This is a genomic window from Kitasatospora sp. NPDC056531 (assembly GCF_042794375.1).
GTDB lineage: Bacteria > Actinomycetota > Actinomycetes > Streptomycetales > Streptomycetaceae > Kitasatospora.
This window is the reverse complement of sequence record NZ_JBHTTU010000089.1, coordinates 1-26,990: the sequence shown is the minus strand read 5'-3', so window position 1 is coordinate 26,990 and position 26,990 is coordinate 1. Positions and strand designations below refer to the sequence as shown.

23 protein-coding genes and 5 pseudogenes are annotated in these 26,990 nt (G+C 71.3%); 12 read left to right on the top strand and 16 right to left on the bottom strand.

The features are described 5' to 3' along the window. Window positions 1-147: 147 nt before the first annotated feature. Together ACFQ87_RS37565 and ACFQ87_RS37560 are read right to left on the bottom strand one after the other, a co-directional pair. Complete coding sequence (locus ACFQ87_RS37565) at window positions 148-435, bottom strand: hypothetical protein (RefSeq protein ID WP_380615430.1); 288 nt, start codon at window positions 433-435, stop codon at window positions 148-150. 245 nt (window positions 436-680) lie between these two features. Further along, window positions 681-995 carry a hypothetical protein gene (locus tag ACFQ87_RS37560; protein WP_380615429.1) on the bottom strand — a complete coding sequence of 105 codons (315 nt, stop codon included), beginning with the start codon at window positions 993-995 and terminating at the stop codon, window positions 681-683. Window positions 996-1,132: 137 nt separating this feature from the next. Between ACFQ87_RS37560 and ACFQ87_RS37555 the strand changes: the two genes are divergently transcribed. From ACFQ87_RS37555 to ACFQ87_RS37545, 3 genes and pseudogenes are all read left to right on the top strand, one after another. Then, window positions 1,133-1,516, top strand: a complete 384-nt coding sequence (locus ACFQ87_RS37555; protein WP_380615428.1) for a hypothetical protein — start codon at window positions 1,133-1,135, stop codon at window positions 1,514-1,516. Between the two features lie 33 nt (window positions 1,517-1,549). Further along, window positions 1,550-1,912, top strand: a pseudogene (locus ACFQ87_RS37550) (DUF6262 family protein); the annotation flags it as partial. A gap of 687 nt (window positions 1,913-2,599) precedes the next feature. After that, window positions 2,600-3,076 (top strand): annotated as a pseudogene (locus ACFQ87_RS37545) (transposase); the annotation flags it as partial. Here the strand turns inward: ACFQ87_RS37545 and ACFQ87_RS37540 are convergent. Beyond that, window positions 3,045-3,578 carry a YrhB domain-containing protein gene (locus tag ACFQ87_RS37540; RefSeq protein ID WP_380615427.1) on the bottom strand — a complete coding sequence of 178 codons (534 nt, stop codon included), beginning with the start codon at window positions 3,576-3,578 and terminating at the stop codon, window positions 3,045-3,047. The pseudogene ACFQ87_RS37545 and the gene ACFQ87_RS37540 overlap by 32 nt on opposite strands. A 90-nt stretch (window positions 3,579-3,668) precedes the next feature. Next, the gene (locus tag ACFQ87_RS37535; RefSeq protein ID WP_380615426.1) at window positions 3,669-4,589 is read right to left on the bottom strand and encodes an endonuclease domain-containing protein; all 921 of its coding nucleotides are present in this window, start codon (window positions 4,587-4,589) and stop codon (window positions 3,669-3,671) included. A gap of 88 nt (window positions 4,590-4,677) precedes the next feature. On the opposite strand from ACFQ87_RS37535, the gene ACFQ87_RS37530 reads away from it, so the two are divergent. Continuing rightward, window positions 4,678-4,995, top strand: a complete 318-nt coding sequence (locus ACFQ87_RS37530; protein WP_380615425.1) for a hypothetical protein — start codon at window positions 4,678-4,680, stop codon at window positions 4,993-4,995. Between the two features lie 686 nt (window positions 4,996-5,681). Here the strand turns inward: ACFQ87_RS37530 and ACFQ87_RS37525 are convergent. Continuing rightward, a complete protein-coding gene (locus tag ACFQ87_RS37525; protein ID WP_380615424.1) occupies window positions 5,682-6,221 on the bottom strand; it encodes a hypothetical protein in 540 nt (179 codons plus the stop codon). A gap of 48 nt (window positions 6,222-6,269) precedes the next feature. Continuing rightward, a complete protein-coding gene (locus ACFQ87_RS37520; protein WP_380615423.1) occupies window positions 6,270-6,680 on the bottom strand; it encodes a hypothetical protein in 411 nt (136 codons plus the stop codon). Between the two features lie 269 nt (window positions 6,681-6,949). Between ACFQ87_RS37520 and ACFQ87_RS37515 the strand changes: the two genes are divergently transcribed. The 4 genes from ACFQ87_RS37515 to ACFQ87_RS37500 all read left to right on the top strand — a co-directional run bounded on the left by ACFQ87_RS37515 (window position 6,950) and on the right by ACFQ87_RS37500 (window position 11,568). Then, window positions 6,950-7,078 carry a hypothetical protein gene (locus ACFQ87_RS37515; RefSeq protein ID WP_380615422.1) on the top strand — a complete coding sequence of 43 codons (129 nt, stop codon included), beginning with the start codon at window positions 6,950-6,952 and terminating at the stop codon, window positions 7,076-7,078. 9 nt (window positions 7,079-7,087) lie between these two features. Beyond that, the gene (locus ACFQ87_RS37510) at window positions 7,088-7,780 is read left to right on the top strand and encodes a hypothetical protein (RefSeq protein ID WP_380615421.1); all 693 of its coding nucleotides are present in this window, start codon (window positions 7,088-7,090) and stop codon (window positions 7,778-7,780) included. Between the two features lie 721 nt (window positions 7,781-8,501). Beyond that, window positions 8,502-8,858, top strand: coding sequence for a hypothetical protein (locus tag ACFQ87_RS37505; protein WP_380615420.1), 357 nt, complete (start codon window positions 8,502-8,504; stop codon window positions 8,856-8,858). Window positions 8,859-8,943: 85 nt separating this feature from the next. Further along, a complete protein-coding gene (locus tag ACFQ87_RS37500) occupies window positions 8,944-11,568 on the top strand; it encodes a WD40 repeat domain-containing protein (RefSeq protein WP_380615419.1) in 2,625 nt (874 codons plus the stop codon). A 244-nt stretch (window positions 11,569-11,812) separates the two neighbouring features. On the opposite strand, the gene ACFQ87_RS37495 is transcribed toward ACFQ87_RS37500, so the two are convergent. From ACFQ87_RS37495 to ACFQ87_RS37485, 3 genes are all read right to left on the bottom strand, one after another. After that, window positions 11,813-13,171 (bottom strand): cytochrome P450, encoded by a 1,359-nt coding sequence (locus ACFQ87_RS37495; protein ID WP_380615418.1) that lies wholly within the window; start codon window positions 13,169-13,171, stop codon window positions 11,813-11,815. Continuing rightward, window positions 13,171-14,169 (bottom strand): hypothetical protein, encoded by a 999-nt coding sequence (locus tag ACFQ87_RS37490; protein WP_380615417.1) that lies wholly within the window; start codon window positions 14,167-14,169, stop codon window positions 13,171-13,173. The genes ACFQ87_RS37495 and ACFQ87_RS37490 overlap by 1 nt, the downstream gene beginning before the upstream one ends. Before the next feature lie 439 nt (window positions 14,170-14,608). Beyond that, window positions 14,609-15,010 (bottom strand): winged helix-turn-helix transcriptional regulator, encoded by a 402-nt coding sequence (locus ACFQ87_RS37485; RefSeq protein WP_380615433.1) that lies wholly within the window; start codon window positions 15,008-15,010, stop codon window positions 14,609-14,611. On the opposite strand from ACFQ87_RS37485, the gene ACFQ87_RS37480 reads away from it, so the two are divergent. Further along, window positions 14,916-15,986, top strand: coding sequence for an alpha/beta fold hydrolase (locus ACFQ87_RS37480; RefSeq protein ID WP_380615416.1), 1,071 nt, complete (start codon window positions 14,916-14,918; stop codon window positions 15,984-15,986). The two genes, ACFQ87_RS37485 and ACFQ87_RS37480, sit on opposite strands and share 95 nt — an antisense overlap. A 1,924-nt stretch (window positions 15,987-17,910) precedes the next feature. Here the strand turns inward: ACFQ87_RS37480 and ACFQ87_RS37475 are convergent. From ACFQ87_RS37475 to ACFQ87_RS37460, 4 genes are all read right to left on the bottom strand, one after another. Next, a complete protein-coding gene (locus ACFQ87_RS37475; RefSeq protein WP_380615432.1) occupies window positions 17,911-19,143 on the bottom strand; it encodes a replication-relaxation family protein in 1,233 nt (410 codons plus the stop codon). A 215-nt stretch (window positions 19,144-19,358) separates the two neighbouring features. After that, window positions 19,359-20,339, bottom strand: coding sequence for a hypothetical protein (locus ACFQ87_RS37470; protein ID WP_380615415.1), 981 nt, complete (start codon window positions 20,337-20,339; stop codon window positions 19,359-19,361). 2 nt (window positions 20,340-20,341) lie between these two features. After that, the gene (locus tag ACFQ87_RS37465) at window positions 20,342-20,908 is read right to left on the bottom strand and encodes a SigE family RNA polymerase sigma factor (RefSeq protein WP_380615431.1); all 567 of its coding nucleotides are present in this window, start codon (window positions 20,906-20,908) and stop codon (window positions 20,342-20,344) included. A gap of 916 nt (window positions 20,909-21,824) precedes the next feature. Continuing rightward, window positions 21,825-22,196, bottom strand: coding sequence for a PPOX class F420-dependent oxidoreductase (locus tag ACFQ87_RS37460; protein WP_380615414.1), 372 nt, complete (start codon window positions 22,194-22,196; stop codon window positions 21,825-21,827). Window positions 22,197-22,809: 613 nt separating this feature from the next. Here ACFQ87_RS37460 and ACFQ87_RS37455 point away from each other — a divergent pair. Further along, window positions 22,810-23,088 carry a hypothetical protein gene (locus ACFQ87_RS37455; protein WP_380615413.1) on the top strand — a complete coding sequence of 93 codons (279 nt, stop codon included), beginning with the start codon at window positions 22,810-22,812 and terminating at the stop codon, window positions 23,086-23,088. 569 nt (window positions 23,089-23,657) lie between these two features. Then, a pseudogene (locus ACFQ87_RS37450) lies at window positions 23,658-23,894 on the top strand (peptidylprolyl isomerase); the annotation flags it as partial. Between the two features lie 9 nt (window positions 23,895-23,903). Here the strand turns inward: ACFQ87_RS37450 and ACFQ87_RS37445 are convergent. Further along, the gene (locus ACFQ87_RS37445; RefSeq protein ID WP_380615412.1) at window positions 23,904-24,515 is read right to left on the bottom strand and encodes a transposase; all 612 of its coding nucleotides are present in this window, start codon (window positions 24,513-24,515) and stop codon (window positions 23,904-23,906) included. A gap of 14 nt (window positions 24,516-24,529) precedes the next feature. Beyond that, window positions 24,530-24,985: pseudogene (locus ACFQ87_RS37440) on the bottom strand (winged helix-turn-helix domain-containing protein); the annotation flags it as partial. Between the two features lie 70 nt (window positions 24,986-25,055). Here ACFQ87_RS37440 and ACFQ87_RS37435 point away from each other — a divergent pair. Further along, a pseudogene (locus ACFQ87_RS37435) lies at window positions 25,056-25,322 on the top strand (peptidylprolyl isomerase); the annotation flags it as partial. Window positions 25,323-26,211: 889 nt separating this feature from the next. On the opposite strand, the gene ACFQ87_RS37430 reads toward ACFQ87_RS37435, so the two are convergent. Further along, a complete protein-coding gene (locus tag ACFQ87_RS37430) occupies window positions 26,212-26,895 on the bottom strand; it encodes an ankyrin repeat domain-containing protein (RefSeq protein WP_380615411.1) in 684 nt (227 codons plus the stop codon). Window positions 26,896-26,990 lie beyond the last annotated feature (95 nt).

Below are 26,990 nucleotides of genomic sequence, written 5' to 3'. Positions count from 1 at the left end.
CGCCTGGAACGAGAACCCACGGCCCTTCACCTGGACGAAGACCGCCGACGAGATCCTCAAGTCCCTTGCCGACTACCTCGCCAAGATCAACCCGACCGGCACCGAAACAAACTAGATACTTATGATCGCCACTTCCGGCGCAGGACACTAGCGTCCGGGCCGATCAACGTTCCACTCCCAGGGCAGGGCCTCGTCGCAGAAGACGCAGACGAAGTCCTCCTCGCGCACGATGTTGAGCTGCCGGCAGGAGGGGCAGCGTCGGAACACCACCTCGTGCGTGAAGCCGGAGGGGCGAACGATCCCGGCCTGGTCCAGGGCCTCGGCGACGGCCGGCCATGAGCTGACGTCCAGGCAGTAACCGGTCGACTGGTTGCTCACCTCGTTGACCACCCACTGCCCGGACTCCTCGCGGAAACTGATCTCACCAGCGCTCATGACCTCTTCTCCGCCGGCACACACCACGTGCTCACTGCGGCGCGGCGCGAGCCGCAGGGACCCAGTCCGATCGACAACGAAGGTGAAGGGCTCGGACAACTCCTCTGCCGTCCGAGCCGCTGCCCACTCATCGAAGTCCGCTGGCGAGCGCATGTTCTTGCCCTGCCCTTCCGGCCGGACGAGACTCCTCAAGTCGGCAGGTCCGACATAGCGATAGCTCCACCGCAGCATGCTGACGCTCGCCCTCAGCCCGTGAGTTGGTCGCGTCGCACCGTGAACTCGTCCCGTCCGTCCGAGGCCGTGACGCCATGAGGCGCGGTGGAGACCGTGACGAGCTCGTCATCCTCCTGGCGCCTGGCTGATCCGGTGATCACGCAGGCAACGCCGACTTCCAGCGGATAGGCGGAATCCGGACGCAGGACACCATCGGCGTCAAAGACCGGAGCTTTGTCGACCAGCGACCACCGACGCCCGTCCGCATCCGTGAACTGGACCTCCACGATGCCCGGGAACGGTTCGTCGTCCACCCACCGGACCGCTTCAGCACTCAGCTCGACCATGAGCATCCCCCTCGATCAAGGCCACAAGCAGATATCAGCGTCCCGCACCGGCCTCAACCCGTGCACCGGACAACCGCCAACCTAACCCCACCATCGAGCCAGGACCTGGGGAATTACGTGACCACAGCCTTGGGGAATTGCGTGACCGTCGACAGTACATCAAGGGCGAACGCGTGGCCCTCGATCCCGACGGGCCGCTCGGCCAGGCCCAGTGGGCCAAGACCCGTTACGGCATCGCCACCCAGGCCCTGCCCAACGGCTACTGCGGGCTGCCCGTCCAGAAGACCTGCCCGCACGCCAACGCCTGCTTGACCTGCCCGGTCTTCCTCACCGGACCCGAGTTCCTGCCCGAGCTTCGCGAACAGCGCGCCCGCACATTGACGCTGATCGACAACGCGAAGAGCTGCGGCCACACCCGCGTTGCCGAGATGAACCAGCAGGTCACCGACAACCTCGACCGCATGATCAGCGAGCTGGAAGAAGGCCAGGACGAACACGAGGAGACCGCGGATGTCGGCTGACAACTCCCATCTGATCGTCGACGCGCGACCTCGGCCCTGCGGCGGATGGACGCCACCGGCTCGCTGATCACCTTCGAGGCAGTTGCCCGCGAAGCGGGCGTCTCCCGGTCCTGGCTCTACAACCAGCCCGACCTGAGAGCCGAGATCGAACGTCTGCGAGCGCGGCATCGCCCCGTTCCCGCTGCCCGCCCGGTTCCCGATCGGCAGCGGGCCTCCGAAGCATCCCTGCTGCGGCGTTTGGAGGCCGCCGCCGAGCGCAACCGGCAGCTGGAGGCGGAGAACCGCGAGCTCAGGCAGGCCCTGGCCCTGGCGTTGGGTGAACGCCGCACGGCCGACGTCTGCGGCATCCGCGCTGCGACGACGTCACCAGCTGTGAGGGCGATCGGACCGTGCTGAGAAGCTGACGCACCGGCATCGCGACCGCAGCTGTTCCCGCAGCCAACCCGGGAGGTCGGCGAGGATACGCGGTCGACGGAGGGACGCTGTTACGGCACTATCCGGGGCAAGGTCCGATGATGAGGAGCACGGTGATAAGCCAGGGTGTGGAGATCACGACACGATGCGAGGCCTGCGGCGGTGTGCTGATCCTCGACACCGGCCAGTCCATCGAACGCGGACGTCTGTGGTGAGGAACCGAGGGGGCCTGCCAGTCCTGCCCCGTCGCCTGGTGCGAGCAGGACTTCGGCGACGCGACTCCGGAGGGGATCCGCCAGGCCCTCTTGGCGGAACACGGACCCGCCCGGCTCCGGCTGAAAGAGCCCGAGGCGAGTGCAGTGCCCGTCCTTCGCGCTCTTCGAGAGGTGCACGGCCTATCACTGACACAAGCACGGGCCCTGGCGGGCGAGTTGAAGACGACCGGCCTCGTGGGCACGTACGTCGAGATGGAACTCGTGGCCTCCCGGCTCCGACACCATTCCGTCGGAGTGACAGTCGAGACATCGTCCGGCTGACCGTCCGGAGCGAGCGACACGCCGGGCGACACAATCTCCGCAGCCGGAAAAGTCTCCAACACTCCGCGTCGAGGACACCGTCCACATCGCATCGCCGCTGGTCAGGCCCATCCTCATCGCAATGGCTCAAGATAACGGCCGCAAGCGGTTCCTCGTGACCGACACGCTCGGCCTTCTCCTGGCCGTCCACGTTGTCGCCGCGAACGTCCAGGACCGCGATGGTGGGAAGCGCCCGCTGCTGTGGACCCGACTCGACCACCCGAGCGTGCGGAAGATCTGGGCCGACCAGGGCTTCGCCGGCCGCCTGGTGGACTGGGCCACCCAAATCCTCGGCCGCGAGCTGGAGATCGTCCGCAAGGACCCCGACCAGCGCGGATTCCAAGTACAGCCGAAGCGGTGGGCAATCGAGCGCACGCTGTCGTGGATCACCGCCAACCGACGCCTGGCCCGAGACTACGAGACGAACCCGGCCCACTCGGAGACGATGATCCGCTGGGCGATGATCGGCATCATGGTCCGCCGACTCACCCGCCGTGGACCAGCAGCGAGGCCTGGACCCCGGCCCCTCATCCGGACTGCTACTGCACTGGGCCAGCCAGCGTTTCGATAGACAGAGGCGGGCAGCTATCCACTTCTCGGGTGAGATTCGCCAGCTCTTCCGATGGTTCAGCTCCATCCCGAACGGCCGTGACGTAGGCCCTTGCCTCCTGCAGACTCAAGCGCGGGGCTTGCTTGCGCAGGTGGCTCATCGCGGCCACGACCCCGGCGGAGTCCACGAGCGCGCGGACAGAGGAAGCCAGTGGGTCAGGTGTCCTGACGCCCTTGATCTGCCGGAGGTAGAGCCCCTCCCAGTCCTCAGCTATCCACGTTGTGGCAGGGACGTGATGGATGCTCCCGTCATGCCGGTCCACCAGGTAGGGGCCGCTGCCAACGAGGTTGTAGCGCAGATCACGGGTGCGGGCGTACTCCGCCGAGTTCCAGAAGACGAGCCAGCCGACCGCATGTTCCTCCACGTCGTAGACGGCCAGCTCGTGGAGCGGTCCCGCCCATGTCAACCGCTCTTTGGCCAACAGCGACTCGACGAGCTCGACGGCGCGTTCCTTGGAGATCACGCCCTCATCATTCACCACGGGTCAACCGGGTTTCCGAGCATGCTAGCGTCGCACGCTGAGATCTCAAACGCGGTCTGAGCAGCGAGACTGTTAGCGAGTCGGGCCCTGCCGGTCCCGCCAGTACGCGCACAGTTCCCGCCAGTGCCAGCGGGCCCGGCCGAACGACGCCCAGCGCCGGTCGGGCAGGTCACCGCCCAGGTCGTCCAGCGCGATCCGTACCGCCAGGTCCAGCCAGCTGGCCGAGTAGTAGCCGCCGATCAGCTCGCGCAGCTCCTGCTGGGTGCACGGCAGGTCGAGGTCGGGGTTCCAGTGGGCGGCGCGGATCTCGTCGGCGGTCAGCGGCCGGGAGAGCAGCACGGGCACGGCCAGGTCAGCGAAGTCGCGGGCCGCGGCCTCGTGGGCGCTCAGGTCGGGCGGGCCGGCGGCCATGAGGTTCCGGAACGCCTCGGCTGCGCCGGGCGTGTGGGACTGGGTGAACAGGCCCCGAGGCCACGGGGAGTTCACGCCGTCATCCGGCTCCCGGGCGACTACGACCCACAGGTGCGGGGGCACTCGGGTCTGTTCCAGCAGCCAGCTCCGGTGACGCTCCGCCTCCGCGAGGTCGGTCAGCGGCCCGATCTTCGCCCACGGCGAGCGCCGTCCTGGTGCCCGAGACGTCACCTCGGTCCAGTACACGTACGGCACCACCAGCTGCTCCTGCACTGCGCGCAGCCGATCCAGGAACGCCGCCTCGGAGATCCCCAGATACATCAGGTCGCGGTGGTACTCCCGCAGATCGAGCCGGCCGTCGCGTTCCAGGGCCCGGTGCAGGTCGCGTGCCTTGGCCTGGAACGGCCCGCTCGGCAGGCGCAGGGCGGCCTCCAGCGATCCGATCCGGCCGTTGCACCGGCGGCACAGCGCGCCCCGGACCAGCCCGGTGGCGTGGTCGTGGTCCACCTCCACCGCGACCGTCCCACACACCTCGCAGCGGGGCCGCTCGGCCAGGAACGCGGCCTTCGCCTCCGAGGACATCCCGCGGTACTCCACACCCTGACCATCCCGCCACCGACGGCGAGGCGCAGCCCGGCGCGGGATTGGGTCACACGTACGATTGCCTGCCGTGGGCAAGGAAGAGAAGACGTGCACGTACCCGGACCGGCTGATCAAGGCGCAGCGGTCGCTGGCGGCCGTACAGGCCGAGCGGCGCACCTACCTGGCGACACTGCCGACCTGGGGCGGCGACCTTGAAGTCGCTCGGCAGGGGTTGAGCGAGGAGCAGCTGGCCGAGTCCGCCCGGTTCGAGGAGACCGAGCGGCAGGCTTCCCAGGCCGTGTGGGCCGACGAGCACTGGGCCTCGTTGTCCGGCGAGGACCGTGTGGCTGCCCGCAGCCAGCTCAAGCACATCGACGACCCGGCCGAGGAGCAGTCGGCAGCGTAGGGGCGAACCTGGCGTAGCGGGGAAGCGGAAAGCGCCGGTCACCGAACGGTGGGCCGGCGCTTCGTTCGTTTCGCTCAGCGTGCCACAGGCCGGGGCGGTCTCCGCAGGTCGACGGGGATTGACTGGCAGCCAGGAGGGCGTAGAGTCCGCCGGTTTCCCGGTTGCCCTGCCCGTGGTTGCCACCGTGGATTCCGCTCCTGGACCGACTTGACCGGCGCTCTCGCTCCCCTACTGTCCGGGGCCACGGGCCTGCCCGGCCCACCTGGGACAACGCGTACGATCGCCTGCCGTACGTACCGCCGCGTCCGTGTCGGCCCCTACGCCCACTGAGGTGAGCCGGGCGAGAACGACGACCCGGCCGGCTACATCTGCGGTTCCTGCGGCTTCGAGTACCTCAGGCGTGAACGATCTGGGATCAGCGAAAGACGCGGGCCACCAAGTGGGGGACCGGCGCTTCGCTTCGGTTCAGCGTGCCGCTGGCCGGCCCCGATCACCGCGGTACGGATCGGCAGATGCGGGCCGCCCCGGGCACGGCGCCCGGATGGGCTCGCGGCGCTGCGCATCGACACGGACGAACTGAGCGCCACCGGCCTGACGGTGCGGATCCGGGCTACGCGTTCGTGCAGGGCCTTCTGGTTGTGGCCGGGGGCGAACCGGCCGGTGGTGGTGGTTGTCGGGGGCCAGCTTCAGGAAGTGGGGGAAGGCTCCTCGGAGGGCGGAAGCAGGCAGGGAGTGATGATTCTCAGGTACATGCGATCCGCGCTGCCTGAGGTGGACGCTGTCGTGGAGTACCGGCTGTTGGGGTGGAAGGCGTCGACGAGTGCGTCCGGTTTGCCGTCCACGGTCTCGCGGTAGCCCTTCACCGTCAGGCCCTCGCCGACCAGCATGTCGCGGATCTTCCTGACCGCTTCCGGGTGCTGGGCGCGCGGAACCGAGCTTTTGACGCTGTACATCAGGATGTACCGGTCGTCGGAGGCGGTCTCGCCGTTCCTGCCGGTGCACGGGGTGAAGAGCGCGCCGATGGTCGACGGGTCGGTCTCGATCCCGGCGGTCCGGGCCATGTGCCCGGTGATCTGTTGCGCCCAGGCTTGGGCGTCGGCCTTGGATTTCACGGGTGGTGTGTCACTCCTGTCGGCGGGATGGGCGGACGAGCATCCGCCGAGCACCGCGAGCAGGAGCGCAGTGGCGATGATCCGCCCGGGGGTGCGGGATGCGCTGGCAGTCATGGTGCTCCTGAGTCGCCGGTCGGCGGTTGGTTGAAAGGGCTGTGGAGGTTAGTGCGGGACTGTGGGGGCAAGCGTCGGCTGGCGGCTGGCGATGATCCGCCCCTGGTTGGCGAGGCTTTCACTCGCCGCCCCGTTGGGGCCCATGTCCCAGTAGCCGCCGTGTCCACTGGTGTCGATCTGGATGCGTTGGGCGTCGAAGTCCCTGTACTGGGGACCATCGCCGAGAACGGTGCCGGTGACCATCTGGATGAAGTCGTCCTTGGCCGTGCCGACCCAGACGTGCTTCGGGTCGACGTTGAGCTGCCACGCGCCTACAGCTCCCGGGGCGGGGCCGGAGGCGGGGTGACGGACGGCAAGTTCGTCGGACCGACCGGCATGAACATGTGGCAGGCCGTCCGCCTCGGCGCGAGGTGGAGCATCAGCGACGATGGCTGCCTGGGACGGTGGTCCGACGCCCACCGGACACACCCGAGTCGGCTGCGCACCATTCTCCGTCAGTCGGTGGCTCCCGCTCAGGAGTGAATGCTCACGGGCCTCCCATAACGCTGGACCGGACATCGCCCACTCGCGCCGCGAGTTCACCTCGCAACGCGGCCGCTCGGCCAGAGGACGAGCCATGCCGAACGAGTGCGGTGAAACCCTCACGGGTCGGATTTCGCCATCCTGCTGAGCCGATCCTCGTGATCGCCGTACATTCGCTGACACAAACGGAAGTTGAAGGAGCACTTGTGGACGGACACACGTTCGGCTCGGACAGCAGTGTGGGATCGACGCGGGCCCTCGTGGAGGCACGACTGCCGGCCGTACGAGAGCAGCGGCGCCAGCTCGAAGAGCAGCTGGCGGCCCTCATCGCCTAGGAGGACGCGATGGTGGCCGTGCTGGAGGGCTTGGATGTTCTGGCCGAGGCTCCGCTCGGGGAGCGGGACCGGGTGCAGGGCACCGCGCGGGTAGGCGTCGCGGACGAGATGTCTGCCGCCCAAGCGCGGTCGGCGCAGGAGCCCTCCGAGTCCCCCGTCGCCGAGTCCGACTCCGCTGGAGAGGCGGCTGCGGGCCGGAACGCTGGCCCGCGCAAGGCCGTCTCCAAGAAGGCAGCAGCGAAGAAGGCGACCACACGGAAGGCGGCCGCCTTCACGAAGCGAGCGGCCCCGAAGGCCCCCGCGGGCAAGGCGCCGGCGGCGGACGCCCGGGAACAGGATGCAACGCCCGCGCCGACCCCGGCCCCGGCTGTGAGGAAGACTGCCCGAGGCGCCTCCAAGACCACGGGCACGACGGCCGCCCGAGGAAAGGCGGCGCCCGCCAAAGCCCCAGGAGGTGCAGGCAGCCGGACGACGCCCGCGCCCACGGCGGCGGGCCGTCGGCGGCTGACCGACGCCGAGAGCGTGCTGGCCGTCCTCGGACAGGCCAAGGGCCCGCTGCGGGCCAGGGAGGTAACCGTCCTGCTCGGACTCGACGACCAGAACGGAGCACTCAACGCGGTACGCACGATGCTCGAACGCCTCGCCAAGACCGGACGGGCGCAGCGCACGGGCCGCGGCTTGTACGACGCGGTGGCCGGCTGACGGCCGTCACCCCTGTCGGACCTGGCCGATTCGGGTGGTGCCGATGGGTACCTCGGCACCACCCCGGCCCGTTGAGGGGATTCGCGCGGACGCTCCAGTTCCTTACGGCTGGTCGGCCCGTCGCTCCAGTTGCGGGCGGCTTTGGCCCGGGTCTTGCGCCGGGACCACCCTCAGCCGGACGTCTGGTGAAGAGGGACAATGGCCCGCTGGTCGGCCTGCCTGATCGTGAACGGGAAGCTCGATCCCCTGACGGGCGCCGATCTGAGGGGGTGGCGGGGCCGATCCGCTGCGCCGGGCCGGGCGGGTGGTAGGGCCCGGCGCCGTGAGGGTGTCCGTGCTGGGCGGCGAAAGCAGCCGGACGGCGCGGTCCACCCCGGGGTCCTTCCAGAACAGGGGTCTCTCATCGCCCGTCGGCACTCGGCCGAGGAGGGTCCGGCCTCTCAGTCGCTTGAGTCGCTCATGCCTGCGGCCCAGTCATCCACGGTGGAAGTCACCTGGTCTTGCCGAGAAGGGCAGGACATCCACCGGGAAAGACCGCAACTGCGAAGCTAAGAAGGCCAGTTCACAACACAAGTCCGAAATTCGCGACCCAGGCCGAGGCACTTCGAACGGGCGACTGCCGGATAGTTGGTCGATTCGCACGTGAGTGCTCGATCTCTTGCCCCGCGGAGGTGCCGCTGGAAAGATCTCGGCCAGCGTCGGCTACGAGCGGAGGACCCGCATGACCAGTCGGGATGCACTCGATGCCTACAGCGAGGCCCTCGCCGCCGGGGCCCGGCTCCTCATGCTCCACGACAAGACGCGGGAGCGTCCGGAGGAGGGCTGCGACCCGGTCGCCGAGCTTGACCGCCTGGCGCCCGTTTACACGGAGCTGCGCCACCTGCACGTGGCGGCGATGAAGTACGCCGAGGCCGTCTCGCCGGAGGCGTGGCGCGGAATCAACACCCTGGAGTGTGTGCGAGAGACCGAGGAGAGCGTGTACGCCTTCGCGACGAAGGTGATCGAGCCGCTGGCGGCAGCTGGTGCTCTCACAGCGTTCAACGGGCTGCTCCGAACCCGGCAGGCCGCGAGCCGGTAGCTCCATCGCTCCTCCACGACCCCGAGGCTGGATAGGCCGGTTGTTCGGCGGCCGTCGTGCGCGCGCTGGACACGGGGCGCCGCCCGTGCGGCCCGTCGGCGAGGACCCCCGGGCGTGGGCGCGCCCCGCGGAGCTGGTGGACCTGTCCGGCCTACCCCCGCGGGTGGCCCAGGAGATGGTCGAGGTCGCGGCGGCGATCGACGCGGCCGACCGGGCGCGCCAGGAGGGCGACCGGGCGGAGGCCGAACGGCTGCTGCACGGCGCGGTCACCTCGGAGATCGACCCCTACCGCCAGCTGGCCGAGGAGCGGCTTGGCGGGCTGCTGTCCGAGGACGGCCGGACGGAGGAGGCCGTCGCCCTGTGGCTGCGCGCCGTCGAGGGGCCGGACCCCGCGTTGCGCCAGGCCGTCACCGTCCTGCTGGGCTACTACGCCTTCACCGACGCCGGGTTCCTGGTGAACGCCGACCCGGCGACCGCGCTGGCCCTGCTGCCCCACGCCGGCAGCGGGTTCGGGCGGGTGGGCGCCGCAGTGTACGAGGCCTCGGCCCATCGCCGCCTGGGGGCCGGGCCCGCGGTGCGCCGCCGGTTGCTGGCGCTGGACGCCGTCCGGTACGGGGACGGCGAGCTGGCCGCGCGGATCGAGGCCGTCCCGGTGCCGGACGAGGAGGGCTTCCCGCGCCGGCGCGCCGAGTGGGCCAGCGGCGCCCAACTGGGCGGCTGCCGCTGGAGCGTGGCCGGACACCCGGGGGCGGTGTCGGCGCTCGCCGTCGGCCCGGTGGCGGTGGGCGGCCGGGCGGTCGCCGTCTCCGGCGGGAACGAGGGCACCGTACGGCTGTGGGACCTGGCCACCGGGGAGCCGGTCGGCGAGCCGATGGCCGGCCACACCGGGCCGGTCCACGCCGTGGCGGCGGCCGAGCTGGACGGCCGGGCGGTGGCGGTGTCGGCCGGCACCGACGGGACCGTACAGGTCTGGGACCTGACGACGCGCCGGCCGCTGCACCCGCCGCTGACCGGGCACACCGACTGGGTGACGGCGGTGGCCACGGCGACAGTGCAGGGCCGCCCGGTGGCCGTCACCGGCGGCGACGACCAGAGCGTGCGGGTGTGGGACCTGGCCACCGGAAAGCCGGTCGGCAAGCCTCTGCGCGCGGGGGCGGGCTCCGGGGCGGACCGGGGCCGGCTGGCGACAATGACCACGACGGTGCTCGACCGCCGGCCCGTGGCGCTGACCGCCGACTTCGCGGGGGCCGTCCGGGTGTGGGACCTCGCGAAGGGCCGTCAGCTGCGGCAGCCGATCGCCACCGGGGCCCGCTCGGTGCAGGCGCTGGCCGCACTGGCGGTCGACGGCCGCCCGGCCGTGGCCGTCGGCGGGTCAGCCGGCACGACCACCCTGTGGGACCTGGCGACGGGCCGCCGACTGGGCGAGCGCCTGGTCGCCCGGCGCGACTGGCCGCAGACGGTGGCGGCGGTGCACACCGGGGCCGGGGCGGCGGTGGTCACCGCCGACGAGTCCGGCATGGCGCGACTGTGGGACCCGGCCGCCGGGCGGCAGCTCGCCCAGGCCTTCGCCGGGCCCCACGGCGGGGCCCAGTCCCTGGCCGCGACCGTGGTGGACGGGCGGCCGGTGGTGCTCGTCGGCACCTCCGACGGCCGGGTGCACCGCTGGGACCCGGACGTCAAGGGCCGGTCCGTGGGCGACCCGCTGCCCGGGCACGGCGACGACGTGAGCGCCGCGGCGGTGATCGAGGTCGACGGCACCGCGCTGGTGCTCAGCACCGCCCGGGACGGCTCGGCGCGCCTGTGGGACCTGGCCACCGGCGCCGCGGCGGGCACCCCCTTCGACGACCTCCGGGAGCCGGTAGAGGCGCTGACGACGGCGGTGGTCGAGGGCCGGCCGGTGGTGGTCACCGTCGAGCCGCTGCGCAAGGAGGCCCGGCGCTGGCACCCGGCCGACGGCAGCCGGGCGGGCGCGCCGCTGCTCCACTACAGCAGCGTGGGCGCCGTGGCGACGGCGGTGCTGGACGGCCGGGCGCTCGCCGTCACCGGGGACACGGCCGGCCTCGTCCGGATCTGGGACCTCGCCACCGGGGAGGTTCTTCACGGGCCGCTGGCCGGGCATCAGGAGGGCGTGACCGCGGTGGCCACGGCGGTGGTCGACGGCCGCCCGGTCGCCGTCACCGCGGACGAGGAGACGGTGCGGGTGTGGGACCTCGCCTCCGGCACCCCGGTCGGCGAGCCGATCGCGCTCCCGGACGCCGCGCCTTCCCGCGACGCGGAGGATGCGGACGAGGACGACGAGGACGACGATCCGTACGGCCCGGAGGTCACGGCAATGGCCACGGCGGTGGTCGACGGCCGCCCGGTGGTGGCGGTGGGCCGCGAGGACGGCCTGGTGCTCGTCTGGGACCTGACCACCCGTGCCCCGGTCGGCGCGCCCCTGCGCGTCGCCGACGACAGCCTCGACGCGATGACCGTCGCCCCGGTCGCCGGCCGCGCGGCCCTGGTCACCGGCGACCGCGACGGCACCGTCCGGGCCTGGGACCTGGCCGCCCTCACCCCGATCGGCCCCGACCTGGTGCTGCCACTGCCGGTCGGCGCCCTGGCCGCCGCCCCGCAGGGCCGGCTGGTGGTCGGCTTCGGCTGGGAGATCGCGGTCTTCCGGCTCGTGGAGGCCGCCGACGCGTCCGCGGGAGCCCCGGCGGACGCCTGAGCCCGAGGGCACCGGAACGAGGCCGAGGCGTGCGCGCGTACGGGCGCGCGCACGCCTCGCGCAGGGGTGCGTACGAGGTGCACCGGCTTCCTCGCCGGTGCTCCGGGTCCCCCGGTATCCGAGTTTCCTGGGAAACCCGCGGACCCCCGCGCCCGCCGCCCGCCGCCCGCCGCCGGGAGCCGGTGGCGGTGCCGTCGGCGCACGATGCCTTGCCCATGGGTGCACGCGGTGGACGGCCAGCCGCTCATCGCGGTTCGGCGATGAGCAGCGGGCCACGCGGGCGGGCGGTGGCGGCGGTGGCGCTCTCCCGGAGAGGGGTGGCCGTGGCCAGCCTGAGGCGCAGGCGGGCGAGGACGGCCGCGGTGACGACGAGCATCTCGGTCCAGGCGAAGGACTCGCCGACGCACTTGTGCCGGCCCGCGCCGAATGGGATGAACAGCCTTGGGCGAGCGAGGTTCCCGGGACGGCGCCAGCGCTCGGGATCGAACCGCAAGGGGTCGGGGTAGAGCTTCGGGGACCGGTGCAGCGCGGTCGGGCTGAAGAGGGTCTCCGCCCCCGGGGGCAGGAGGACACCGTCGTACTGGAGCGGTGCCACCGCCCGGCGCATCAAGATCCAGTTGGGGGTGTGGAGGCGGAGGGTCTCGCTGATCGCGTGCCCCGTCCGTTCCAGGCGCGGCAGGTCGCCCGGGAACACGGCGCCGTCGGCGGCGACGGCGCGCACCTCCTCGCTCAGCTCGTCCTGGAGGTCCTGGTGCCGGGCGAGTTCGTGGAAGAGCCAGGCGAGCGTGGTGGCGGTCGTCTCGGTGCCCGCCAGGAGCAGCGAGACCGCCTCGTCCCGTACCTGGGCCGGCGCCATGGCGAGGCCGGTCTCCTCGTCGCGGGCGGTCAGCAGCAGGGACAGCAGCGTGTCGTCCGGGTCCTGGCCCTGGTGTCGGGCGGCGGCCTGGGCGACGATCTCGTCCACGACGGTGCGCAGGTCCCGGACCGCCGCGTCGAAGCGCCGGTTGGCCGGTACCGGCAGCTTCTCCAGCAGCGGCGACGGGTAGAGCGCCCGCTGAACGAATCCGGTGAGGACCACGGGCACGGCCCGGTCGATCCGGGCCTTCTGGGCGAGGCGCGGGCGGGTGGCGAACAGGGCCTCGAGCACGATGTCCCGGGCGAGTTCGTACATGCGCGGCTCGATCGGCGCCGGCCGCCCGGGCTCCCAGCGGGCCACCGCCGCCGCGGCCAGCCGCGCGGCCAGCGCGGCGTACCGGTGGATGCTGTCGCGGTGGAAGGCCGGTTGGACCAGCCGCCGCTGGCGGAGGTGGAACGCGCCTTCCGAGGTGAACAGCCCGTTGCCCAGCAGGCCGCGGGCCTTGTCGAAGACGAAGCCCTTCTCGGTCTTCGCGGCGTCCTCGACGAGCAGCCGGTGGACCAGCTCGGGGTCGGTGAGCACGTGAACCGGCCTGTGCCACAGGTGGATCCGCACCACCGGGCCGTGGTCGGCCAGCGACTGGAGGAAGGGTACGGGGCGGGTCAGCAGTGGGAGGAGGTGTCCGAGCAGCGGCAGGCGGCCCGGCGCGCACGGCGCGGTGCCGGGCGGGGTGTCGTCCTCGCGCATCAGTGCCTCGCCTCGGGGGCCGTCGGCACATCGAACCGCGAGGTGCCGCGGGACCAGTCGATGTGCCCGCGCAGCCACAGCCCGAGGCTCCGGGCGTACGCGGAGGCCGCGTCGCTGCCGTTCGCGTGGACGGTTCGGCTCAGTTCGACGAAGGCCCGCATCTCGGCGTCGCGCATGGCGACGGCCGCCTGTCGGGCCTCGGCCGGGGTGCAGCGGTGGTGGCGGGCCAGGACCTCGACCAGGTTGTGGCGGCCCTGGCCGCCGGCGGTCTCCTTGGCGTGGGAGTACAGGTCGTTGTCCCAGCTCACCAGGTTCGCGGTGAGGTCCCTGAGCCTGCGCAGCGTGGGGCCGTCCGCCTCCGCAGCGGGGAGTTCGTAGCCTGCCGCGATGTCGATCAGGGCGAGGCAGGTGTACGTCGCCCCGGCGTGTCGGCGCATGGCCACGTACTCGGACAGGCCCGGTACCGCGCCCGCCTCGCGGTTGGCGGCCTCCCACACCTGTGCGGAGAGATAGTCGCGGACCGTGCACTCCCACCGGAACAGCTGTGACGGCGAGGCCTGTGCGGCGACCCGGTCCCGGATCTCCCGCAGGGCCGTCGTGTAGGCGCCGACCGGTCCGGACACCTCGCCGCCGGGCGGCTCGGGGTCGATCGCGCGGGCGAGCAGGGCGGTCGTGCGGGCCAACGGCCCGGGGCGGGAGCCGCGTTCACGGTCCTCGCAGTACCCGTCGTCGAAGGCGAAGAGCCACACGTACCAGTCGGACAGCAGGCGCAGCATCTCGGCGGAGACCTCGGGATTGGTCCGTGCGGCCAGGTGGCCGCTGCGCTGGCGCCCGATCCGGGCCGACTGCCGGAGCTGCCCGTCCAGCAGCCCGTGGCGTGCCAGCCAGGCCAGGCTCTGCTGGTCGGCCTGCTCGGCATGGGGGTTGGTCAGGGAGGGGAAGGGGCACCACAGGTCGTCCGGGGTGCTGGATGGTTGCCCGCCGGGGAGATCGGTCATCGCTCTGCCGGCCTTCGTCTGGTTGGGGTCGCGGTCGGCTTCCTTGCCCCACCACGGTCGCGTGGGGTCACCCGGCCTGCGTGGGAGGCCGAAACTAGTCCGGCTCGGGGCAGGGCGATGTACTGCGCGCGCACCCGTGGTTGCCTCCCGGCGCACCGTCGGCCGCCTCACCTCACCCCGCCCGACCGGTCCACGAGCGCACCGGCCGGGCGCCTGATTCCGCGCCAGGAGGCGACGGTGCCCGCCCCTCCTGTCGGCGCAAGCTCCAGCTGAAAGCTGCCCTACTCGGGCGCTCCAGGGGCGGGCAGACGAGCAAGATCCATGGCGCCGGCGACCGGAAGTGCCGACCGCTGGTGTTCATTCTGGCTGGAGCAGTCACGGTGGGTCCGTCGTCACGCGTGGTCGAGGCAGTGCCGACCGCGCGGCGGCCTCACGATCCTCAGGCGATCGACCCGGCGGCTGCCGACTCTCGGAATTCGACGACAGCTTCGCCGTTGGTTCGCGCCCACTCGGTCAGCATCACGATCGGCTCTTGGAGCGTCTGGCCGAGCGCGGTCAGACTGTACTCGACCCGCGGAGGCGCTTCGGCGTACACATGCCGGTCGATCAGGCCGTTACTCTGCAAGCGGCGAAGGGTCTGAGTCAGCACCTTGCGCGAAATTCCACCGGACAGCGCAACGAGCTCGCTGTGTCGCTTGGGTCCGTCGGTGAGCGCGAACAAGGTGACGACGGACCACTTGTTGGCGATGATCTCGATCGCCAGCCGTGCGGGGCAGTCGGCGAGGAACACCGTGCCTGCTCTCAGGCCCCCTGCCGTGCTCGCCGTGTTAGCCGCGGTCATGCTCACGAACCGAAGGTTACCATTTGGTACCTATCGGGTCCCTAGCGTCGATGTCATGGAACTGCATTCCGTAAAGGGACCCATGCCCACCACAGCGCTCGACCGCCAGCTCATCGCCGTCAAGCCCATCACTGTCCCCACCACCGACCGCGGCGTCGACCTGCAGGTCAAAGTCACCGCGCCAGCCGACGGGAGGAACCTGCCCGTCATCGTCTTCTCCCACGGCAACGCCTGGTCGATGGACGGCTACGAGCCCCTCGTGGACCGCTGGACGGCGGCCGGGTTCGTCGTGGTTCAACCCACCCATCTGGACTCCCGCCGCAACGGCATCGGCTTCAAGGATCCCCGCTTCGCCACCATCTGGCGGGTGCGCATCGCCGATCTGCACGCGGTCTTGGACGGCCTCGGCGACATCCTCGACCAGTTCAGCGGCCTGTCGACACGCGTCGACCGCGAACGCGTCGCCGTTGTCGGGCACTCCTGGGGAGCACAGACCGCCGGAGCCCTGCTGGGTGCCCGGGTCTTCGACGCCGAGGGGAACCCGGGCGAGGGCTTCTCCCACCCCGTCGTCAAGGCCGGCGCACTCGTGGCGGCGACCGGTACCGGCGACACCCTGACTCCCTTCGCACTCAAGTACCTCCCGTTCGCGCGCCCGGACTTCTCCACCATGACCACCCCCCCCTGGTCATCGCCGGCGGAAAGGACCAGTCCGCCATGTCCACCCGCGGACCGGACTGGTTCACCGACGCCTACCACCTCAGTCCTGCCCCGAAGCGACTGCTTACCATCGCCGAGGCCGAGCACCTCTTCGGCGGAATTTCCGGCGAGGCCGTCAAGGACACCACCGACGAGAACCCCGCCCGTGTCGTCCTGGTCGCGGACGCCGTCTCCGCCTTCCTGCTCGATGTGCTCAGCGCCGACGGAACCCGCTGGCAGGCCCTGCAGGACCAGGTCGGCGCCAGCTCCGGCGCCTTGACCGTCGAGAGCAAGTAAGTGCTCCGCGGCCGGGCTCAGCAACCCGGGCATCGAGCCTGGCCACGGATTCGTCTCCCCATCGACAAGCAGCCCCACCGTTCTCCCGCAGATCCCGTCAGCGGCGCTGACCAGCGGCGATCAAGCTTCGCTGGCGCAAACCTGCATCGGTCAATGTTCAGTGACAACCGGTCAAGGTTCGGTGGCACGAGACAGCGGTCAGCGGGGCGCAGCCGAGGCCGGCGGACCGGCGCAGCCCGCTGCAACACGAAGTGCAACACACCCACCCACCCCCGCCCACGGCCACATAACACCAGGTCAGACCAGCAACACAGCCCCGTGTCGCACCCCAGCGCAACACCGCGTTGCACCCCGCGTTGCACCCCGCACCCACCACCAGCCCACCGGCCGCCCCTCCGCCGAACACCACCACCAAGACAAGGCCGGCCCGACAGCAGCCCGGACAGGCCCAGCACCAGCGCCCCGCGCGGGCCCAGGACGGCGGCCCCGGACGGCGACCAGGACAGCCCACACCCGGCGGCCGGCGGCACCGGCGGCGGCCACACCCGAACAGCGCCCGCGGCCCCCACCCAGCACCCTGTCGCACCCACCTGTCGCGCCCCCACCACACACACGGGTTGAGGAGTATCCGCCCACGTCACACGGTGCGACAGCACCCCACGCGACAGCAGGGCGCGACAGGCAACGCGACAGCACCCACCAGCCACCCAGAACGACACCAGAACGTCCTCCTGGACGGCACCCACGGCCACCACCACAGCCTCCAGAGGGGCCTGACGTCCACCCAGCACCCTCCCCAGCCGACCGGGGCGCCAGCGCAGCGAGGCGAGGCTCAGCAGCCCTTGCCGCCCACGACCGAGCGCGGCAGGCTCGGACGACGGCGCAGCACCGACGACCCCGAGCGAGCCCGGGACAGTCGGCACCTGGTGGTCGGCGGCCCGCATCCGAGGCCCCGCCTGCGGCCCGGGGAGACTGCCAGGCACCGGTGCCTGGTCCGGCGAGGCGGATCCTGGCGTCGACTCCCCCGGTCGCACACCACCCCACAGGTCAGGGGCAGAGCCGCCTATTGGTCCCGTCCGGCTCGACCACGACGGCATCGCATTTTGCATGCCACGCCCCCGAATACAGGTTCACAAGCACGGGCACGAGAGCGAGAACCAGTACGACAAAGACCAGCAGCACACCGAGCAGCCAAGGCTTCTTCATGCGCCTATGACGGGGACAGTCCCCAGCACGTTCCCGATCGTGGCCCCGGTACGCCACCACACGGCGCAGCCGGGCACCAGCGCGCCGGCGGGTACCGCGGACGTGCCGCCACACAGTGCCGAGCCAGGCCCAGCAGGGCCCGATCGGCGGCCGCAACGACGCCGAGGCGGACGACGACCGGCCGCCCTACAGGCCCCACAGGCCCCACAGAACACCCCGCCACCAGGGAAAACCGCACCCCAATGACACAACCCACAACCCCCACAGCCCCGAACAACGGCCGGAACGGCGGCGGCACAGCAGGCCCCGCCCCCGAGCGACGGACACGACGCGGGGCCCAGCCCGGACGGCAAGCGCAGGGACGACCAGGGCAGGGCGCAGCAGGCCCGGACGGAGGCCACCCGGCAACCCCGACCCAGACGACGCCGAAGGGCACCACCCGGCACGGAAGGCGCGAGGCCCGGCCCCACCGAACCGAACACCAACCCCCGCCACCACCCCCGCCCCCGCAATTCAGGCCCGAATTCAGAACACCACCGGCAGCCAATCCGTCAAAACAACCGAACGAAATACCTGGCAGAACCCCCGACCCCACCCGCCACCACACACAGTCACCGAACCAGCCACCACCCACCCCCAACAGGACCAACCAAAGGTCCAGACAATCCGGCCAGAAAGGCCAAAACACCCCCACCACCAGGTCACACCCGGCGGCCCCTCACCGGGTAGAGCTTGGCGTGCAGCACGCGGTCCTCCCACCACAGATCGTCCGGAGCGGAGACCAGCGCGGCCACCAGCTCGCGCTTGGTCGGGACCGGCAGCATCAGCGGGCCCAAGTCCTTTGCGGCGCGAGCCTGTACGCACTCGGGGCACTCAAGCCGGTCCGGCCGGGCCTTCTCCCGCAGCTCCAGCTTCGAGCCCTCCTTCCCCCCGATCGAGCCCCGGCACGTCCAACACGGGCGCAGCGCGGCGTTGGCCGTGCGGGCGGCCTCCAGCTGTTCTTCGGCCTCCCGTTCCAGGCGGTCCTCGCGGTCCTGGTGGCAGGGCCAGCAGCGGCCACCCGGGCGGCGGGTCCACTCGACCTGTCCCCTGGGGCCGTACTCCCAGGTGCTCTCCTCCTCGGGAACGTCGCCGCAGTCGATGCAGACCAGGGAGTCCATCAGCTCCTGGTGGGCCTTGTGGGAGTGCCGGCCCGAGCGGCCGAAGCGCCACCACACCGGCCCGAGCGGCCCGCGGGTGGCCAGCAGCTCCAGGGTGGTCGCGACGATGGGCACGGCGTCGTCGTACTCGCGCCACCCGTCGTCGTTGTAGTCGCGGACCTCCCTGCGCCACCGGCCGCGCCAGCAGTCGGCGGACAGGTCCGTGACGGCCTGCTGCCGGTTGGCCAGCGCGACCGGTCCGGCGTCGGTGACGACCAGGGCGACCGGCGGGTACCCGGGCCGGGTGTGGCCGGGCCAGGTGCGGCGCCACCAGTGCACCGTCCGGTCGGCCGGCTCCTGGTCGGCGAGGGCCGGGTCGTTGTCGCGGACCTTGGTGCGGAACAGCTCTCGGTAGCGGGGGAACTTCGCGGCAACGTCAGCCGGGGCCATGGTCGAGCGGTCGACCTCCACCATCAACACCGGCACCCCGACCTCCGGAGCCTGCCACACACCGTCCGGCCGCACCTTCCGCTTCCCGCCCGGCAGCAGGAACTCCACCTCGGTCGCCCAGGAGCGCACCGTGCCCACCCCGCCCGCGGCCCCGGGCGCTCTGCCGCCGAGAACGAAGGCGAGCACGGTCTCGTTGACGGCCATCGCGTGCTGGGCACCGGAGCGCCCTGCGCCCCGGGCCGTCGAGCCCATCTCCGAGCGGACCATCCCGAGCACGGAGGCGGCCGCCTCCAGTCCGGCCGTGCCCTCCAGCCGCCAGGTCTTGTGCCGATCCCGGGTTCGGATCGGACGCCTTGCCTGCTTCGTTCAGCGCCACTGGTAGGACATGGTGGTCACCGCCGGGAGCAACACCGGGCCGCCCGCGTCGGTGTCGGGCTGGACGGCCAGTCGGTCTCCCGCACCACCTCCCACGGATCCAGCAGGACTACGGGCATCGACGGACCGGAGGCACCTCGGGAGTCGTCACCCCCGCACCGCAGGACCCGCCACCGACACGCCGTTCAGAGGTCTTTTGGGTAGCCCTTGTCGTCGTCGGAGTCGTAGACCACCTTCCCGTTGCCGTCGTAGCCCTTGATGTGCGGGGTCCGGGTCACGGCGTTCGTAAGGACTCCCGTGGCGGCAAACCAGCCGTGGTCGAGCGCCGCGTCCACGGCCGGTCCGTTTCCGTACGAGACGGTCACGCGCGCCACCGAGGGGGCGTACGTGCCGATGCTGCCCCAGGTGTACGGCAGCTTCCACTCATGGCCGTCGACCATGGCCTGCCGGTACAGCTTGCCCCCATTAATGTCCGGGTTCACCAGGCCCGCCGGGCCGCCCGCGCGCGGGTCGGCGCTGCCGGCCTGGAGGCCGGAGGTCTTGCCGTCGACCTGGTGGCAGATGACCTCGCTCGGATGCTCGCCCTGGCTGACGCCGACCACGTTGATGCCATCGCCCGGGGAGTTGTCGTCCCCGGTGCTCTTCACGGCGAGCAGGACGCGGTAGTCGGCGATCGCCCCGAGGTCGTGGACGGGCGGCCGGTTCGGGTGTGCGCCCTGTCCGGTCGGCGGCGGCGCGCTCTGCCGGCGGGCCTGCATCTGCCGGTCGTAGTCCAGGCACTGCCCGAGCGCGGTGGCGGCCTGTTCGAAGCCGATGCCGTTGGTCAACTGGGCCGCCGTCGCCGGAGGCTGCGGCCCGGTCGGCGTCGGGGTGGGCGTGGCTGCGGGGCTGGGCGCCAAGGTGGAGGGTGGGACGGCCGTGCCGTCCGTGCCCACGGTGAGCCCGGTGGCCGGGCGGGCGTCCGAGTGGCCGCGGGCCGTGAGGATCGTCGCGCCTGACAGCACGGTCAGGACGACCACGCCGGCCGAAAGCGCGGCGGTCCGGCGTCGGCGGGCCGCGCGGCCCTGGCGCCGGATCGCCTCGTAGGGCGCCTCGCCCGGCGTCCGGTCCGCGACCGTGGCGACGAGCTGCTCGCGGAGCGCCGCCTCGAAATCCGGGTGGGTCATCGTCAGCCTCCATGCGCGGTCGTGATGAGATCGTCGAGTGTGGAACGGCCCTGCGCGGCCCGCGACTCGGCGGGCACGACGGCCAGACCCGGGTGCGCCCGCAGCTTGGCCAGCCCCTTGGCGGCCTGGCTCTTGACCGTGCCGAGCGAGCAACCCATCGCCTGGGCGACCTCCGCCTCCGTCCGGTCGTCCCAGTAACGCAGCACCACGACGGCCCGCTGCCGTGTCGGCAGCGTGGCCAGGGCGCCCATCAGCGTCCGCCGCTGGTCGACCTGGCCGGCCGCGTCGCCGGACGCGGCGACCTCGGGCAGCACCTCGGTGAGCCGTTCGACGACCCGCCGCTTGCGGAACCGGTCGCTGTTGCAGGACACCAGCATCCGGCGCACGTAGGCGTCCGGGCTGTCAGCCCGGCTGACCCGCCGCCAGGACCGGTAGGCCTTGGCCAGCACGGTCTGGGTCAGGTCCTCGGCATGGTGCCAGTCGCCCGTGAGCAGATAGGCAGTCCGGACCAGGTGCGCCCACCTGGTTCGGGCGAAGGCACGGAAGTCGGCCTCTTCGTCTGTGTGCATCAGCACCCCCTCAACCCTCCAGACCACACTCCCGTCGCACCGGGTTGCCCGACCCGACACATCTTCGTGGTCGGCTACCTCACGGGCGTCCGAAGGCGGCAGGCCCTGGGGCAGGCGAGCGGGGCGGCGCAATAGCCCAGTCCTGACTCCGGGTAAGGCAGCGTACGGCGCGCAGCCGGTCTCCACTGAAGGGTCAGGCTCGGCACTGTGATTGCCAGGGCGGCTTGTAGACAACGAGACCGCCCGTACCGGTCGGGCGCGGCTGCGAGGTACCGGCAGGAGCAGGGCAACGCACTCCACGCCGCCCCGGGTGAGGTCGCGGACGGCCTGGTGGTCGTCGTCGGTGAGCGCGTGGAGGCCGGCGCGCTCCAGGGCTGAGCGGCGGTGCCCGGCGAGGCGGCGATGAGCGGCGTCGGTCGTCTGTCGGGCCTGGTGGGCTGCCTCGCGGGCGCGGTCGGCGACGTCCTGGCGGTGGCGCTCACGGCGCAGCGCGTGCTGGAGGGCGGTGTCGTGGTCAGGGTCGTAGCGGTCTGCCCGGGTGGCGGCGGTGTGGTCGCGTACGCGCTGCCACTCGGCGCGGATGGTGGCCGCGGTGGCGTAGGCGGTCTCGTGGCCGGCGTCGGCGTGCCGGTCTGCGTGGCGCTCGTCCTCCCGGGCCCGGTGCAGGGCCTGCTGGATGGTCTCCAGGCTCATCCCGGCTGCCCGCGCGGACCCGGCTGGGGACGTCGCTGGGCAGCCCGTGCTCCTGGCCGTCGGGCTCGTCGGCCTGGTCGTGGCCAGCGCCGCGCACCGGGCGGTTGAAGCTGTCGGCGTCCTCGCGGTTCTCCGCGAGGACACCGACAGCGCCGGGTATCTTCACGTCTACCTGTGGAGACCCAGGGCTCGGCTATCGCAACGACGGTCCGGTGATGATCGGTCAGGTGGTCGCGGTACCGACCACCTTGGTCGGGCTGATGCGGACGATAACACGGAGTACCTCCGCCGGGAGGCCGAGGTACTCCTGGCCTGCGCCGGGGCCTTCGTACTGTTCGGCGAGGGCGACCGCCAGAGACCGTCCGGTGTCCTCGGTGACTGTGGCAAAGCCGCGTATCTCGGCATAGCGCAACGGGTCGGCCGGATCGTAGACGGTCAGGCTGGCACGGGGGTCGCGGCGCAGGTTGCGTTCCTTGCGGCGGCCGGCAGCGGTGGAGATGAGCAGGTCATCTCCGTCGCGCCCGACCCAGACCACCGACGTCTGCGGGCTTCCGTCCGGATTGACGGTGGCGAGGGACCGCTGGAACCGGCGCATCGAGCAGCGCCCGGACGGAATCGTTCAGCATGGCTGTCATTCGGGCGAAGCTATCTGCCACCCAGCCCGTCCCGCACCCGGTTTTGGCCGCCGCAACCCACCCACACCGAAGACACCACCGAACCAAGCGCCTGACCCACGCCCACTCCGAGCACAGCCACCCCGCCAACACCTACAGGGCTCTCAACCAGACCGCGGGAATCCCCACTACTTCTCACGGCAACCTGCAAGTTCTCAACCAACCACCAAAACCCGCAGGTCAAACAACCCAGACAACCAGCCGGCGACATCCCTCACAACCGGCCCCACCCCCGAACACGACCCCACCACGGCCCGGTCCTTCTCAACCAACCCACCAACCCCCAGCCCGAAAACAAGGCTCCTCAGCCGACCACCGACCCGCCACACCAACCAAAGGTCCAGACAACCCAACTCCCGAGGCCGAAACACGCCCACCACGGCCAACAGGTCACACCCAGCACCCAGCACTCGCGCGGGTGAACGGCGTCCGCCACGCGCCCGGGCTCGCCAGCGCCACCGATGGAAGAGCGATGGGATGGGCAGCGCTCCAACCACTCCGGCAGGGAGCATCACTCACAGAAGGGAGACCAGCGTGATCGTTCGCATCATGGGCGAGGGCCAAGTGAAGCTGGCCGACTCGCACTTCATCGAGCTGAACAAGCTCGACGACGAGCTGCTGGAAGAGATGGAGGCCGGCGACGAAGAAGGCTTCCGGAGGAGCCTCGGCGCCCTCCTCGACGCAGTCCGCCGCCTGGGCGAACCCCTCCCCGACGACGCCCTCGAACCTTCCGAACTGATCCTGCCCGCACCGGACGCGTCCATGGAGGAGGTCCGCGCCATGCTCAGCGACGACGGCCTCATCCCCGGCTGACCCCCCGCTCCCCGGTCCACCGTGGGAACCGGGGAGCCTCACAGCCGCCGGTCCTTCGCCGGGTAGAGCCTCGTCCGGGGCCGACACCAGCGCGGCCACCAGCTCACGCTTCGTCGGGGCGGGCAGCACCAACGGGCCCAGCTCCTCCGCCTCCCGGTCGCTGACGCACTGCGGGCACTCCAGCCGGTCCGGGCCGACCTTCTCCCGCAGCTCCAGCCTCGAGCCCTCCTTGCCACCGATCGAGCCCCGGCACGTCCAACACGGACGCAGCACGGCGTTCGCCGCCCGGGCGGCCTCCAACTGCTCCTCCGCCTCCCGTCCAGGGCCGGTGAGCGGCGTTGGTCCGGCAGCGACGCGGGCCCAGCGGCACGCCTGTCTTCATGCGGCCAGCTGGCCCGTCCCGGCGGTCGTCGGCGCCGGGGCGGTGCGCAGCCCGGCCGGCAGTTGGCTCCTGGACCGCGATCGCAGAGGGTATCGGCCCGCCGGAATGTGATGACCTGTCAGCCAGTCGGCTGCCGTTGTGCCAGGCTGATCGGCGTCAGATCAATTTCCGAAGGGAGGAGAGGAGCATGATCGAGCTGCACACCAACTTCGGAGTCATCAAGCTCGAGCTGGACGCTGCCAAGGCACCCAAGACCGTCGAGAACTTCCTGAGCTACGTCAAGAAGGGGCACTACGACGGGACGATCTTCCACCGGGTGATCAACGGCTTCATGATCCAGGGCGGTGGTTTCGAGCCCGGCCTGAAGGAGAAGCCCACCGATGCGCCCGTCGAGAACGAGGCGAACAACGGACTGCATACTGACCTCGGCGCTTCAAGGTGATGGCGGTGGGAGGTCGAGGGAGAGTCCGGTCCCGGTGAGGAAGCCGTCGAGGAGGTCGGAGCGGTATTGCAGTCGTTTGAGGCGGTTGCGGACGAGGGCTTCGAGTCGGTCGAGGGCGACGCTGGCGAGGTTCGCCAGACTTCGTTTGACGTGGGCCCACAGGTACTCGACCGCGTTCAGCTCGGGTGCGTAGGCGGGCAGCACGAACACCATCAGCCAGTCCCGCGCGTCGATCAGGTCGCGCATCGCGTGGGAGACGTGGGTGTTCAGCCGGTCCCACACCAGCACGATCGGCGCTTTGACCAGCCGGTGTATCCCGTCGATCAGGCCGATGTAGTCGTGTTCGGACAGGCTGCGGCGTTCACCCTTGCGCCCGGTGTGGCGTCGCAGCCGGTGGCACAGGCGGGTCCGTGAGCCCGGGCGCATCGCGATCAGTCCGGCGACGGAGATCCTTCCCGAGCGGCTGCCGCTCACCTTCACGACCGGGGTGATGCCACGGCGTCCCCAGGTGCGGCCTTTGGGCGGTCTGCGGGTGAACCCGGCTTCGTCCTCGAAGCAGAGCCAGCCGTCGCAGGCCGCCCGGGCGCTTTTACCTCCGCCCACGTCGCCTCCCTCCAGGCGGCCACAACCTGCTCGTCGCGTTCCGCGGCCCGCCGCACGGGGACCTGCGGGGTGAAGCCGAGCCGGCGCATCAGACGGGTGGCCCCTGAGACGCTGTAGGAGACATGGAACTTGCGGCCGATCAGCGTCGCCACCCGCGCGCCGGTCCACACCTGGTCCTGGTCCCAGCCGTGCGCGGCTGGCCCCTGCTCGAGGTATTCGGCGAGCTTGTCCCGGCACCGCGCCGACAGCTTGCATCGCTGCCCACCCGGTCCTCGTGAGGCCAGCGCCCCGATCCCGTCCTCCCGCCAGGCCTGGTGCCACTGGTAGGCCGATTTCGCGGTCACCCGCAACCTGTGGGCGACCTCCCTCGGCGGGACACCTTCGTCGAACAACGCGGCGGCCTCCAGCCGCACCGCCTCGCGGCGCTGACGTGCCTTCGCCGTCAGCCCGCCTCCATCCGCATAGCGCATACCAACGGCATAGCGCGCAAGTGATGGTCAGTCAGCTACACAAACAGGCCAATCACCTTGAAGCGCCGAGGTCAGTAACGACACCTACACCGTGGCAATGGCTCGCACCAACGATCCGCACTCGGCCAGGGCCCAGTTCTTCATCAACGTCAACGACAACGACTTCCTCAACCACAGTTCCCCAACCCCCAAGGGCTGGGGCTACACCGTCTTCGGGAAGGTCGTCGAAGGTCAGGACGTCGTCGACAAGATCAAGGCCGTCAGGACGGGCAACGCGGGCTTCCACCAGGACGTCCCCGTCGAGGACGTGGTGATCGAGAAGGCACAGGTCGTCTGAGTATCTGCTTCTGATGGCATGAGAACCAATTTGCCTCGCGCCACCACAAGATCACTAGCTGCCTGCAGGGGCCGGGATCGGGGGCACTCTCCGACCCCGGCTTCGTCGCCTGGACACGCCGCAGGCCGGCGGCGAGGACCTGGGACTGGTAGCGGAGCAGCTGGGCGAACGCCCGCTCTCGCTCCACCGGATCGGTCAGCGTGCTGGGGTCCAGGGCCAGCACCGGCGACGTACCGGGTGTCGGCGCGTGCATGGCGGCCGGGAGGCGCTGGGTCGGGCCTGTACCAGTTGGGGGCTGGCCGGGGAGGTTGACGGCGGTGGTGTCGGCGGCCACACCGGGGCCCCTGTCGCGCCCAGCTGTCGCGCCCCGACCTCGCACAGGAGTAAGCGCCTATCCGCGCAGGTCACAGGGCACGACAGCACCCCACGCGCCAGTGGGTCACGACAGCCCCCGTGACAGCGCGCGGCGGCCGGCACTCTCGCTGCGCGGTCCTTCACCGGGTAGAGCTTGGCGTGCAGCACCCGCACGTCCCACCACGGATCGTCCGGGGCGGAGAGCAGGGCGGCGACCTGTTCGCGCTTGGTCGGGGCGGGCAGCACCAGCGGGCCCGGCCCCTCCGCCTCCCGGTCACCCGCGCACTGCGGGCACTCCAGCCGATCCAGGCCGGCCTTCTCGTCGAGTTCCAGCGGGGAGCCCGCCTTCCCGCCGATCGAACCCCGGCACGTCCAGCACGGGCACAGCGTGGCGTTGGCCGCGCGGGCCGTCTCCAGCCGCCCCCGGGCCTTGGCGGCGGCCTTCTCGTGGCGTTCCTCGCGCTTCTGGTGGCAGGGCCAGCAACGGCAACCGGGGCGACGGGTCCGGTGGAACCTCGGCGGAATGCCTGTTCGGCTACCAGCCGGAGTCGACCAGTACGCAGCTGTCCGGGGTGATGTGGTGGGTGCGGCCTGAATAGCCGACCATCCGGCAGTGGCTGGTCACCCTGAGGCGGGGCGCGGTCGCGGCTTCCTCTAGGCGGATGCCGAAGCCGCCGTACATGCCGGGCACGCCGAACCACAGCTTGGCGTCGGGCAGTTCGGTCAGGACGCAGACCTGCGGGAGGACCAGCGCCGTCTTGACGGCGTAGTACTCGGTGCGGACCCGGATCAGCGCGTGCAGGAAGTGCTCCATCGCCCGGAGGTCCGGCTCCGGCACCGGGTGCAGGGGCGCCGGTTCCAGCAGTGGCAGCAGGGCGTCGCGGCCGAACCGGACCGCGACGTCGGCGGGGCGCTCCCCGTCCGTCGAGCGCAGGGTACGCCAGGCGCCGGCGTCCAACAGCTGCTGGACGACCTCGGCCGGGGCGTTGTGCCAGGCGGCCTGGTGCAGCGGCGCCCAGCCGCTGCGGCCGCCGACGCGGCGGGTGTTGGCCAGGCCGGGCGACTTCGTGACGGCGGCCAGCACGGCCGGCCAGTCGCCCCTGTGCGCCGCATCGGACAGCTGGTCCCGCTCGGCCTGATGGACGTCCTTGTAGACGCCCCGCTGCGCCACGCCGTCCCAATCGGCCATCCGCTCCCTTTCGGTCCGCTGCCGCGTCATGCTACTGAGCTTGATCGGGTGATGTCGGGGTCGTTCGGCTGACAGGCGCCGGACGGCTCCGGTAGCTGTTGGTTGTGAGATACGCGCAGGGCGGC